Genomic DNA, 11,633 nt, shown 5'->3' with positions numbered 1-11,633 from the left:
GTGCCCGGACCGTAACCGCGGCCACTTGCCTCCGTCAATCGCCGACAGCGTTCGCTGGAACGGTTCAGTGCTGGAACGGCTCAGTGCTGGAACGGCCCGGCGCTGGAACGGCTCAGCGTGCCTCGCGCACTGGCAGGAATGGGCATCAGAGTCGGGAGCACGCGGGCTGCATCACGCTGAAGCGGGATATCCGCTTCGTGACTGGATAGGTGGCTGATTTGGGCACGCGGCGGCCCCGGGCCACGTGACGGGCCGGTGGTGGTTGCCGGTCAGGCCGGGGTGGGGATCCAGGGGTTGCCGGTGGTGGCCTGGATGAGGGCGTCGAGGGTGTCGATGCCTTGCCGGGCGGCGGTGGCGGTGTAGCTGCGGATCGCGGCGAAGTGTTCGGCGCCGGTCGTGGTGCGCATGCTGCCGGAGACCTTGACACGTAGTTTCGGCATACGGATCGTCTGCTCCGCCCGGTTGTTGTCAAACGGGACGGCGGGGTCGGTGACGAAGCGCAGGTAGTCGTCGCGGCGGTTGCGGAGCCGGACGAACAGGGCGTGGTATTTGCGTTCGAGTTTGCTGGCCCGCGTGGCGGTGGCCGCGACGCCGAGGACGACTGCGCTGTGCAGGACGTGCTGGTAGAAGGCGAGCTTCTCCGGGTCGGGGATCCGCTCGGTGGCGTCGGCGGTGAGCCGGTTCAGCCGGCGCAGCGCGGTGGCCGCCTGCTCGGCGTGCTCGGCGACCGGACCGGTAGCGGTGTCGGTGACGTAGATCAGCTCACGCAACGCGTGCGCGTTGCACAGGGCGTGGCTCATGTGCGTGTAGGTGTCGTACGGCGCCCACGCGTCGTGCACCGCGACCCCGGTGAACGTCGGCAGCACCCCGATCGCGTCCATCGCTTTCGTGCCGCGTGTGGTGTGCACCGCGAGGAGCACATCCGTGGGAGTGGACGCCGAGTGCAGCCACGCCAGGCGGCCGGCGACCCGCATCCCGGTCTCGTCGAAATTCGCGACCGGTGCGTTGATGATCCGCCCAGCGATCACCGGTAACACCGTGTCGATGATGCCCAGCGCGGTGCGTTTCACCCAGCCGGCCACCGTGCCGGCGGCGACCGGCGCCCCGAACAGGTCCTTGAGCGCGGCGGCGGTCCGCGACACCGACAGGAACTGCCCGTGCAGCAGATACACCCCGATCCCGGCCAGCCGAGGCCCGTACACCATCGGTGCCGTCGCTTCCGGTGGTGCGGGCGCGGTGGTGTGGTGCCCACACCGGCATTTGACGGTGATCATCTGATGCTCGGTCACCTGCGGTGTCACCGGTGGCACATCGACCACCTGCCGCCAGAACATATCGACCTCGTCCGCGCCGGCCAGGCTATCCCCGCACCCGCCGCACACCGCGGGCACGTGCCGGACCACATCCGCATCCGCGAAGCGTTGCAAAGTGACCCCGTCTTGGCCTTTCGGCCGTCCCGGACCCTGACCCGACCGCGGCCGCAACGACTTCGGCGACGGCTTCGCCAACCCGTCCGACGAGGGAGGCTTCGACGAGTTCGACGACGACTGCTTCAACCGAGCCTCAAGCTCCGCGATCCGGCCCATCGCCTGCTCCAGCCGAGCCGTCACGTCCGCCACCATCGCCCGCAACACCACGTTCTCCGCAAGGAGATCGTCATACGACGGCGACGGCAGGTCAGACACGACCCATGAACCTACCAGCCTCTACATCGGACCTCGCTGCCGCCCGGACTACCTATCCAGTTACTCCGCTTCAAGGGCGGGGATGGGCTTCGCCCTCACCTGCCAGCAGACCAGGCCGTACCCGTATCTGGCGTGTTCTGAGATGTGGTCAGAGCCGGAAGCCGCCGTCGGCGGTCAGGTCGGCGACGTCCATCTGGGCCTTCTGGAGGCGGCCGGAATGGTCCCAGTTCACCGACTGCCAGCGGGTGAACTGGTCGAGGACCCAGCGGCCGGACTGGCGGCTGCCGTTGCCGGACTTGCCGTTCCCGCCGAACGGCAGATGCGCCTCCGCGCCGGAGGTGGAGTTGTTGACACTGACCATGCCGGCCGAGATCCGGCGGCGGAACGTGAAGACGTCCGCCGGGTCGGTGGTGTAGATCGCGCTGCTCAGGCCGTATCCGGGCAGGTTGGCCAGGCGGATGGCGTCGTCGAGCGTGTCGTAGGGCAGCACACCGACCAGCGGTCCGAACGTCTCGTGCAGGAAGATCGGGTCGGTCTCGGTGACGCCGGCGACGATCGTCGGGTGGTAATAGAGGCCTTCCGTGGAGACGCCGGTGAAACCGTTGCGCGGCGCGTCCGCGGTGATCCGGCCGACGGCGGACGAGCCGGAGACCGTGTGGTGCGGCGCGATCCAGGTCAGATACTCCTCGAAGCGGGCCGCGAAGCGCGCGTCCAGCAGCGGGCCGAGGACCACGTCACCGGCAGGGTCGCCGACCGGCGCGGCCTCGACGGCCGCGGTGAACCGGCGCAGGAACTCGTCGTGCACGTCGCGGTGCACGATCACGGTGCCGAGCGAGGTGCAGCGCTGTCCGGCCGTGCCGAAGCCGGCGAAGAGCGCGCCCTCGACGGCCAGGTCCAGATCCGCGCTCGGCGTGACCACCATGGGATTCTTGCCGCCGAGTTCCAGACAGGGCGACTGCAGGTGCCGCCCGCACAGCTCACCGATCCTCCGGCCGACCTCGGTGGAGCCGGTGAAGCCCACCTTGTCGACGAGGCCCGCGTCGAGCGCTTGCGACAGGCCGGCGTACGTGTCGTCGCCGGTCGCGAAGACCAGCTGGAGGACGCCGTCGGGGAGCCCCGCCGCGACGAACAGCCGGTAGAGCGCGTGCGCGGAGGCGGCCGCATACTCGGCCGGCTTCCAGACCACGGTGTTGCCGGTGAGCAGCGCCGGCACCAGATACCAGGATGGGACCGCGACCGGGAAGTTGCCCGCCGTGATCACCGCGACCGTGCCGACCGGGTTGCGGAACGTGAAGAGCTGCTTGTCCGGCATCTCGCTCGGCACGGTCTCGCCGTAGAGCCGCCGCCCCTCGCCGAGGAAGAACTCACAGGTGTCGACGATCTCCCGGACCTCCCCGAGCGCCTCCGCGTACGGCTTGCCGATCTCCCGGGTGACGAGGCGGGCCAGAGTTTCGGCGTTCGCCTCGACCAGGCGACCGGCGGCACCCATCACCCGGCCACGGACCGGTGCCGGGATGCCGGCCCAGGTGGACTGACGCTCGCGGGCGGCGGCGCAGGCGGTGACGAACGTGTCCGCGTCACCGAGGATCACCTCCGCGACGACGTCGCCGGTGCGGGCAGGGTTGACGGAGGAGTAGACGGCGGTGGCGCGCTCATCGGCCGGCCGGGAAGTGATCCTCATCGACGTACGATCTCACGACACGCCGCGCCCGTCATCGACCGTTGTCGACGAGGGCGTGCTCCACCAGGATCCGGCCACCGCTGTGCAGCGAGATCGCGCCCTCGATCTCCACGCGAGAGGTCCGGTTGAGCCAGCCCGGGGTCAGGATGTGCACGTGACCGCCCGTGCTGGCGTAAGTGCGGCGGAACTGCCGATGCAGTGCCGTGCCCGGTGCGGCGATCGCGGCCGGGTCGCGCAGCGTGAGAAGGATCGCCGGGACCAGGCCCACCTTGCCGAGCCGGGCGTGCTCCACCTGCGACCACGGGACCGTCGTGTCGTATCGGAACCAGTTGAGGGTGCGCTGCCGGACGCCGGCATCGGAGATCAGCACCGGGCGACGGGCCTGGGCGAGCGTGGACACGCCGAAGAAGAGGAACAGGGCCGTGCCGAACACGTTCACGAGGCCCGGCCCGTTGACCGCCATGCCGGCGAGGTAGAGCGGGACGAAGCAGAAGTTGCCGACGGCATAGAGGGGAAGATATGTCTGCACGCGGAATTCGTCGTCGGGCACGACCGCGATCGTACGGAGAACGGCGCTTGTGCACATCGGACGGTCGTCCGGTACCGGAAGATCGAACCAGGCGGGCTCAATCGTCACGCACGTCGGTGGCGGCCGCCGATCCGGGTCCAGGTGTACGCCGCCGGTCGCCGAGGACGCGCCGGAGGAACAGAGCCGCCGCCAGCGACAGCAGCCCCGCGGCGACGGCCGTGGACCAGCGGCCTTCCACGGCTCCCCACACGGCGAACGTCAGGCCGGGAAACAGCATCGTGATGATCACCGTGCCCGCCACGGCCGTGCGGAACGGGTTGCGGGATCTCCGCGGAACGATCGCGCCCTCGAACGGGAGACTCTCCAAGCGATGCAGGCCGCCGCTGAGCCGGGGGATCGCCTCGGCGAGTGCGCCGGTACCGGGCCGCAGGCCCTCCATGGTGAGGAGTACGTCCGCCCGGTAGCGAGCCCGGCTGCGCCGCATGCGCCCGCGCAGCACCCGGCGCCGCCCGGCCACGTCGTCGGGGTCCTTCAGCCGGATCATCAGCAGGCGCAGTGGGTGCACCGGGTCCAGCCAGATGCGGTCGATCTGGTCCCAGCGGACGGCGACGTCGAGCCGGAACGGGTTCACGACGCGGATCCGCAGCCCTTCCGCGGTCAGCCGGGCCGCCGTCACATTGGCGATGAGCACGGCACAGAAGAAGATCCACGACGACACCATGAGGCCGACGTGCCAGAACCCGCCCTCGGGCGAGCGGGCGTCGAGTCTGACGGCGCTCCACAGGCCGACGGGCATAATTAGCACGCTGTTCAGGACGACGAACGCGAGCAGTATGGGTCCGCGGAGGGTCAGGTCACGCGACATGTTCGAGCTCCCGCGTGCCGTTGCTGCGGTGGGCGACGGCGATGGCGAGGTAGGCCTCGTCCATGCCGGACCCGGCGGTCGGGATGATCACGTCGGCGCCGGTGCGGGCGCGGTTGCGGCGCATCCGGGCACGCAGCCGCTCGTCGCCACCGGCCAGCGCGTCCGGGGCGTCGAGCAGCACCAGCACGACCGGACTCCGGCCGAGGCGGCCGTGCCAGATGCGGTCGACGTGCGCCCACGGCACCCGGAGATCGTGTGCGCGCGGGTTCGCCACGCGCACCCGCAGCCCGTCCGGCGCGATGATGTGCGGCGCGACCAGCGGCCCGGCCAGCCGGCGGGCAAGGATCACCAGCGGAACCGTCACGGCGACGGCCAGGGTCAGCGGGATCAGCGGTGAAGCGCCGGTCTCGAACGCGACGCTGGCGAACGCCCACGGGATGATTGCCGGCAGCAGGAGGAGGAGCACCCGCGGGGCCACCCGGTTGTCGGGGATCGCGACGTCGTAGTTGCCGGGCACCGGGTCGACGAGCGCGCGCTCCAGCCGCAGCCGGCCCCCGCTGAACCGGCTGACCGCGTCGGCGGCCAGCGGCCGGTAGCGCTTTCCCCACAGCAGCGGGAGGAGCAGGTCCGCGCTGTACCGGTTCCGGTTGCGGCGCATGCGTGCCCGGAACGTGTGGTCGGCACCGGCGGCGGCGTCCGGGTCACGCAGCCGGACGCGGATCGTCGGCCCGTCCGTCCAGATCCGGCCGACCATGTCCCAGGGAATCGTCGGGTGGTACCGGAGTCCGATCGGCGGGGCGGCGTGGATGCCCTCCGGGGACAGCCGGGGCGGCGTGCGCCATTGACCGATCATGATGGTGAGCGGGAAGACGCCCACGACGAGGCAGAGGACACGGAACACCGGACTGACGATGTCGCTGCCCCCCGCGAGACCCGCGACCTGGCTCCCGCTCAGGATTAAGAGCCAGCAGACCACCGCACCGGGGATGGGGGTACGAAGGACGAGCTCGTCGGCGCGCACGGACGAGACTCTAGCGCCGTCCGTCAACCGTCCAGATAGGACCAGCCGGACCACGTCGAGATCGTCAAGACCAGCATCGGGCCTGCTGGCCGCTTTGCGGCGTACTGCGGGTATTTGGCCGTCAGCGCATCCAGCGCGGCCTCCGGTGCGGTGTCCAGCACGGAGACGGTGCCGTCCAGGCGGACCCACCACAGCCGGGTCCAGTCGTCGTCGTACTCGTCGATCAGCAGCGAGGCCACGCCGGTCTCCCGCGCGTTCGCCAGCCGCCGCAGCCGTACCGTGCGCTTGGGTTTGTGGTCGACGGCGCTGAAGATCTGGTCGCCGACCAGCGCGAAACAGATCGGCACCAGGTGCGGCCGCCCGTCCGCGCCGACCGTGGCCAGCCGCCCCACCCGCGCCTCCGCTACTCGTGCGCGGAGGTTCATAGCCAGCCGCGGAAGCCGGCCGCGGCGAGCGTGCGGGTCAGCTCCGGCAGGTGCAGCGCGCTGATCGCGTGCATCGCGTCCGGGTGGCGCAGCTCCGCGGCCGCGGCCAGGTCGCGCGCGTCCGGCGCGGTCAGCCGGTCCACGTCCTCCGGTACCGGCGCGATCGCGGTCGCGGCGACGGCCAGGTCCGCGTCGGTGAGCAGCGCGGCGGCCCAGCTGGCCAGCACCTCGTCGACCTGCGCGCGCCATGGCTCACCCGGCGTCGGATGCACGTCCGAGCCGGTCAGCCAGTCCAGCCGCCCGGCGCCGCCGGTGCCGGTGATCAGCAGCAGGCCGGCCTCCAGGTCGGTCGGGTAGCGCAACCGGGCCGCGATCGCGACCGCCGCCCGGACCTGCTCCTCGGCCAGCCGGAAGGACAGGAAGCCAGGTCGCGGCGGGTACGCCGAGAGCAGCCAGCGGGTCGTCGCATGGATCACCGGGGACAGGTCGGTGAAGGGTGCCGACCCGGTGGACTCGATCGGCTCGGTGGTCATGAGAACCTCGCAAAGGCGTTGCTGCGCTTGGAGACTCGCCGTGCGACGATGCGAGCGAGCAGGCCTCATGGTAGGTGAGCAGCGCGCGTCCGCCAGCCCCGTGATCGGGTGAACCCGAAAAAATTACCCGTTCGCGGGGTGATCAATCGGACTTGTGGACATCGATGCACCCATGAACGACGCTCGGTTTCCGATCATCCGGCTGGTAACCTACGGAAACGTAGGTTACGGAACCGTAGGAGAACGCGTGGCAGACGATCGGCCCTGGCTGGCGGCCTACCCCGAGGGCGTTCCGGCGGACATCACGATCCCCGAGACGCCGCTGACCGCGAACCTGGACGCGGCGGTGGCGCGCTTCCCGGATCTGGTCGCGCTCGACTTCCTCGGCGCCGCCACCACGTACCGGCAGCTCGGCGACCAGGTGGCGCGCGCGGCCGGTGCGCTGCACGGGCTGGGTGTCCGCGCCGGTGACCGGGTCGCGCTGGTGCTGCCGAACTGCCCGCAGCACGTGGTCGCGTTCTACGCGGTGCTCCGGCTCGGCGCGATCGTCGTCGAGCACAACCCGCTCTACACCAGGGACGAGCTCGCGCACCAGCTCGCCGACCACGGCGCGCGCGTCGCGATCGTCTGGCAGAAGGTCGCGTCGCTGGTCGACGCGACCCGGGACCGCACCGGCGTCGAGACGATCGTCGCGGTCGACCTGCCCGCCGCGCTCCCGCTGGTCAAGCGGCTCGCGCTGCGGCTGCCGGTGCCCGCGGCCCGGAAGACCCGCGCGGACATGACCGCCCCGGCCCCGGCGTCCGCGCTGGACTGGGAGAAGCTGATCGCCCGCGCGACACCGGTCCCGGACGACGTGCCCGGCCCGTCCGCCGACGACACCGCGCTGCTGCAGTACACCGGCGGCACCACCGGCACGCCCAAGGGTGCGATTCTCACGCACCGCAACCTCGCGGCGAACGCGGAGCAGAACCGCGCCTGGGTCCCCGGCCTGCGCTACGGCGACGAGACGTTCTACGCGGTGCTGCCGATGTTCCACGTGTACGGCGTGACGCTGTGCCTGACCACGGCCATCACGATCGGCGCGACGCTGGTGCTGCTGCCCCGGTTCGACCCGGGCATGGTGCTGGACGCGGCCAAGCGCCGCCCGCCCACGTTCTTCCCCGGCGTGCCGACGATGTACGACCGGCTCGGCGCCGAGGTGCGCAAGCGCGGCGCCGACCTCTCCTCCGCGCGGTACGCGATCTCCGGTGCCATGGCGCTGCCGCCGGACACGGTCGACCGGTGGGAGAAGATCACCGGCGGACTTCTGATCGAGGGGTACGGGATGACCGAGACCTCCCCGATCACGATCGGCAACCCGATGTCGAAGGGCCGGCGCGCCGGCTCGATCGGCGTGCCGTTCCCGTCCACCCGGGTCCGCCTGGCCGACCGTGACGACCCGTCCGTGGACGTGCCCCGCGGCGAGCCCGGCGAGCTGCTCATCCAGGGCCCGCAGGTGTTCTCCGGCTATTGGAACATGCCGGAGGAGACCGACCAGGTGCTGCTGCCCGGCGGCTGGATCCGCACCGGCGACGTGGCCGTGATGAGCGAGGACGGCTACCTTACGATCGTCGACCGGATCAAGGAACTGATCATCACGGGCGGCTTCAACGTCTACCCCTCCGAGGTGGAGGAGGTGCTGCGCCGGCACGCCGACGTGGCGGACGCGGCCGTGGTCGGCATGCCCACCGCGGACGGCGGCGAGCAGGTCGTCGCCGTGGTGGTGCCGGTCGAGGGCGCCCAGCCGGACCCGGAGACGCTGCGCGCGTGGGCGCGCGAGCAGCTGGCCGGCTACAAGGCGCCGCGCCGCATCGTGATCGCGACCGAGCTGCCGCGCAGCATGATCGGCAAGGTCCTGCGCCGCCAGGTCCGCGAGAAGCTCCTCGGCGACACCCCCACCCCTTCCTGACCCCGACACCCGCGACGCCGGCCCCGCGACCTGCGGCGCCGGCCCCGTGACCTGCGGCGCCGGCCCCGTGACCTGCGGCGCCGGCCCCGTGACCTGCGGCGCCGGCCCCGTGACCTGCGGCGCCGGCCCCGTGACCTGCGGCGCCAGCCGAGCGTTCCATGATCGGGGCGTCCCTCATGCCGTTCTAACGGCATGAGGGACGCCCCGATCTATGAGGATCTGCGCCGGGCTGCCGAGCCGGCGGGGCGGCGGGGGCGGTGGGTTTTCCGGTCCGGGGACCGGGTAGTTCCGTGGTATGAGCGTTACCGGAACCGCGGTCGGCGCGCCCCGCACCGAGAGCGGCGGGACGGAACGACGACGGCCGCCCCGGGCCACCGCGCGGGACACGTTTCGCGTGCTCACCCGGGTGCTGGCGCCCGGCGTCGCGCGCGGCGTGGTCACCCCGCGCCCGCGGACCGCCCGGCTCGGCCCGGACCGGTTCGCGGACGCCGAGATCAACCGCCTGCGCGACCGGTACGGGCTCGGCCCGCTGCGGCTCACCGTGCCCGGCCGGTCCGTCGCGCTGATCCTGGACGAGGGCCACGCCCGCCGCGTGCTCTCCGGGGAATTCCCGCCGGTGGGACGCGAGCGGCGCAGCGCGCTGGCGCACTACACGTTCGGCCCGGTGCCGGAGACCGCGGAGGTCGAGCCGCCGGGCGATGTCGACCGGATCGTCCGCGAGGAGATCCGGCCGCTGGCCGCGGACGGCACGATCGGCTGGGATGAGGTCCGGCCCGCGTTGCGCCGCGCGGTCCGCCGGATCGTGCTCGGCGACACCGCCCGCGACGACGAGCTGCTCACCGGGCTGCTCGACCGACTGCGTACCGACGCGAACTGGGGTTATCTGCGCCGCCGGCGCGATCCGGTGCGCTGGCGCTTCCTGGCGCGGATCCGCGGGCACCTGCGCCGCGCCGGCCGCGACGACATCACCGAATCGGCTCCGGGACTGCTGGCCGAGCTGGAGGACGCGGGCGCGGTGGCGTACCGGACGCTCGGCCTGCTCGCCACGCACCCGGACGCGCTGGCCGAGGCGCGCGCGGACGTCGCCCACCTCCGGGCCTGCGTGCGGGAGGCGCGCCGCCTGTGGCCGGACGAGCCCGCGGTGCTGCGCGACACCCTCCGCAAGACGCGCTGGGACGGCGCCGAGCTGCCCGCCGGGACCACGCTCGTCGTTCCCACGCTGTGGCTGCACCGGCCGGCCCGCTTCGCGCCCGTGGCGTCCTCGCTCCCGCCGGACCTCGCGCTCCGAGCCGCGACCTCGATGACCGAGAGCCTGATCGACGGGTACGACGTCCGCCTCGCCGGGCCCGGCCGCCTGAGCCCGCTGCCGCGCAGGCTCGACCCCTCCGACCTGCACTTCTCCTTACGGCGTCCTTATGTTTGAGGACTAATGTCGTCCGGGTGTACCGGCGGCAGGCATACCTCGCGACCTGGCTCATTCTGCTGACCGTGGCGCAGGCCGCCGCGCTGCTCGCGGTTTACCGGATCTTCGTGCAGACCCGGACCGGTCAGGCCGTCGACACCATCTCGCTCACCGCGAACTGGATCGGCTCCGAGCAACTGCACCGCCCGGTCACGCTGGTACTGAACACGATGTCCGTGGTGTCGCTCGCGCTGGTGACCGCGCTGGTCCTCTTCATCGCGGTGTACCGGCGGCGCTACCGGCTGGCCGTGGTCGCGTTCGTGGTGATCGCGGGCGCGAACGTCACCACCCAGCTGCTCAAACTTCAGGGACTGCGCCCGGAGTACGGCATCGACCCGGAACGGACCGGCAACACGCTGCCCAGCGGCCACACCACGATCGCGGCCTCGGTGGCGATCGCGTTCATCCTGGTGCTGCCGCGCGCGATCAGCGCGGCCGGGACGCTCGCGCTGGCCGGGTGGGCCGCGTTCGCCGGCGTTGCCACGCTCGCGGCGGGCTGGCACCGGCCGAGCGACGCCGTGGCCGCGTTCCTGGTCGCGGGCGCCTGGGCGTCCGCGGCCGGCCTGCTGCTCGTACCGTTGCCGCCGGCTCTTGATTCTGATGGGAGTGGTTCCGGGCGCGTTGCCGCCGGTGGCGCCGGCCGGTTCGGTTCCGGGTGGGCCGCCGGTGTGCTGCTGATCGGTGGCGTGGCCGCGCTGGTGCTGGCCGCGCTGCTGCTCTGGCTCACGCACGACGTGATCAACTGGTCGATCGAGGAGCTGAGCCGGACGCGGTCGCTGGTCGCCTACGCGGGTGGCGCGGCCGGGATCGCCGGCACCGCGGGCGTGGTGCTCGGCCTGATCGCCGCGACCGTCCCGCACCTCGTGCCGCCCCGATCCCACCCCGTGGCCGAGGCGTCTCCCGGGTAGCGCGAGTGGCTGGATCGGCGGCCCGGCCGGGGGTCTCTTGCGGGAGAGCCGGTGTTTCTGCCGGCACGGGCCGCCGAGGCGCGATCCTACGGACCGTGCCGTTCAATGTTGAGTTGGGGGTCAGTTCCGGACCGCGCGGAGCGCCGCGGTCGCGAGCGCAGTCTCGACCGTCTCCAGCAGCTGGCGCGACTGGAACGGCTTCGGCACCAGATAGTCGTGCGGGCTGGGCGGGTTGTTCAGCTCCTCCGCCCGGAGCGAGCCGCTGGCCAGCACGATCGGCAGGCACTCGGTCTCCGGGTCGAGCCGGAGCGTGTTGCGCACCTCCAGCCCGGTCATGTGCGGCATCTGGTTGTCGATGATCAGCACGTCCGGCCGCTCCCGGCGAACTCGGGCCAGCGCCGCCGCACCATCCTCCTCGACCGACACGACATGGCCGGCGCGGCGAAGCACGGCCGCCACGATGGCGCGTAAGTCCGGATCGTCGTCGGCAGCGATGATGGTAGCCATACGGTCCTCCAAGTGCCGTTGCAGCCGGTGTACCCCAACTGCTTTCAAGCACTAAAACACCATATGTCG

11 protein-coding genes are annotated in these 11,633 nt (G+C 71.7%); 3 read left to right on the top strand and 8 right to left on the bottom strand.

From position 1 onward, the window contains the following. Positions 1-269: 269 nt before the first annotated feature. The 7 genes from tnpC to J2S43_RS25235 all read right to left on the bottom strand — a co-directional run bounded on the left by tnpC (position 270) and on the right by J2S43_RS25235 (position 6,739). Complete coding sequence (gene tnpC / locus J2S43_RS25265; protein WP_306827493.1) at positions 270-1,685, bottom strand: IS66 family transposase; 1,416 nt, start codon at positions 1,683-1,685, stop codon at positions 270-272. Positions 1,686-1,833: 148 nt separating this feature from the next. Further along, complete coding sequence (locus J2S43_RS25260; RefSeq protein WP_306833256.1) at positions 1,834-3,366, bottom strand: aldehyde dehydrogenase family protein; 1,533 nt, start codon at positions 3,364-3,366, stop codon at positions 1,834-1,836. 31 nt (positions 3,367-3,397) lie between these two features. Then, positions 3,398-3,916: a hypothetical protein gene (locus tag J2S43_RS25255; protein ID WP_306833254.1), complete on the bottom strand. Its 519-nt coding sequence runs from the start codon at positions 3,914-3,916 to the stop codon at positions 3,398-3,400. Positions 3,917-3,992: 76 nt separating this feature from the next. Further along, the gene (locus J2S43_RS25250) at positions 3,993-4,760 is read right to left on the bottom strand and encodes a hypothetical protein (protein WP_306833252.1); all 768 of its coding nucleotides are present in this window, start codon (positions 4,758-4,760) and stop codon (positions 3,993-3,995) included. After that, positions 4,750-5,781: a hypothetical protein gene (locus J2S43_RS25245; protein ID WP_306833250.1), complete on the bottom strand. Its 1,032-nt coding sequence runs from the start codon at positions 5,779-5,781 to the stop codon at positions 4,750-4,752. Before J2S43_RS25245 ends, J2S43_RS25250 begins: the two co-directional genes overlap by 11 nt. A 23-nt stretch (positions 5,782-5,804) precedes the next feature. After that, the gene (locus J2S43_RS25240; protein WP_306833249.1) at positions 5,805-6,206 is read right to left on the bottom strand and encodes a TIGR03668 family PPOX class F420-dependent oxidoreductase; all 402 of its coding nucleotides are present in this window, start codon (positions 6,204-6,206) and stop codon (positions 5,805-5,807) included. Then, positions 6,203-6,739, bottom strand: a complete 537-nt coding sequence (locus J2S43_RS25235; RefSeq protein WP_306833246.1) for a hypothetical protein — start codon at positions 6,737-6,739, stop codon at positions 6,203-6,205. Before J2S43_RS25235 ends, J2S43_RS25240 begins: the two co-directional genes overlap by 4 nt. A gap of 247 nt (positions 6,740-6,986) precedes the next feature. On the opposite strand from J2S43_RS25235, the gene J2S43_RS25230 reads away from it, so the two are divergent. The 3 genes from J2S43_RS25230 to J2S43_RS25220 all read left to right on the top strand — a co-directional run bounded on the left by J2S43_RS25230 (position 6,987) and on the right by J2S43_RS25220 (position 11,057). Next, positions 6,987-8,687 carry a long-chain-fatty-acid--CoA ligase gene (locus J2S43_RS25230; RefSeq protein ID WP_306833244.1) on the top strand — a complete coding sequence of 567 codons (1,701 nt, stop codon included), beginning with the start codon at positions 6,987-6,989 and terminating at the stop codon, positions 8,685-8,687. Positions 8,688-8,982: 295 nt separating this feature from the next. Beyond that, the gene (locus tag J2S43_RS25225; RefSeq protein WP_306833242.1) at positions 8,983-10,110 is read left to right on the top strand and encodes a cytochrome P450 family protein; all 1,128 of its coding nucleotides are present in this window, start codon (positions 8,983-8,985) and stop codon (positions 10,108-10,110) included. A gap of 17 nt (positions 10,111-10,127) precedes the next feature. Beyond that, positions 10,128-11,057 carry a phosphatase PAP2 family protein gene (locus J2S43_RS25220; protein ID WP_306833241.1) on the top strand — a complete coding sequence of 310 codons (930 nt, stop codon included), beginning with the start codon at positions 10,128-10,130 and terminating at the stop codon, positions 11,055-11,057. Between the two features lie 120 nt (positions 11,058-11,177). Here the strand turns inward: J2S43_RS25220 and J2S43_RS25215 are convergent, their stop codons facing one another. Beyond that, positions 11,178-11,564 (bottom strand): response regulator, encoded by a 387-nt coding sequence (locus J2S43_RS25215; RefSeq protein ID WP_306833240.1) that lies wholly within the window; start codon positions 11,562-11,564, stop codon positions 11,178-11,180. Between the last annotated feature and the right edge of the window lie 69 nt (positions 11,565-11,633).

The organism is Catenuloplanes nepalensis, assembly GCF_030811575.1.
Classification (GTDB): domain Bacteria; phylum Actinomycetota; class Actinomycetes; order Mycobacteriales; family Micromonosporaceae; genus Catenuloplanes; species Catenuloplanes nepalensis.
Note: the sequence above shows the minus strand (reverse complement) of the source record. Positions and strands in the feature narration are given on the sequence as shown.

Coding starts and splice junctions, on each gene's coding strand:
- J2S43_RS25260 (WP_306833256.1), bottom strand. CDS start 3,366: ATGAGGATCACTTCCCGGCCGGCCGATGAGCGCGCCACCGCCGTCTAC.
- J2S43_RS25250 (WP_306833252.1), bottom strand. CDS start 4,760: ATGTCGCGTGACCTGACCCTCCGCGGACCCATACTGCTCGCGTTCGTC.
- J2S43_RS25240 (WP_306833249.1), bottom strand. CDS start 6,206: ATGAACCTCCGCGCACGAGTAGCGGAGGCGCGGGTGGGGCGGCTGGCC.
- J2S43_RS25235 (WP_306833246.1), bottom strand. CDS start 6,739: ATGACCACCGAGCCGATCGAGTCCACCGGGTCGGCACCCTTCACCGAC.
- J2S43_RS25225 (WP_306833242.1), top strand. CDS start 8,983: ATGAGCGTTACCGGAACCGCGGTCGGCGCGCCCCGCACCGAGAGCGGC.
- J2S43_RS25215 (WP_306833240.1), bottom strand. CDS start 11,564: ATGGCTACCATCATCGCTGCCGACGACGATCCGGACTTACGCGCCATC.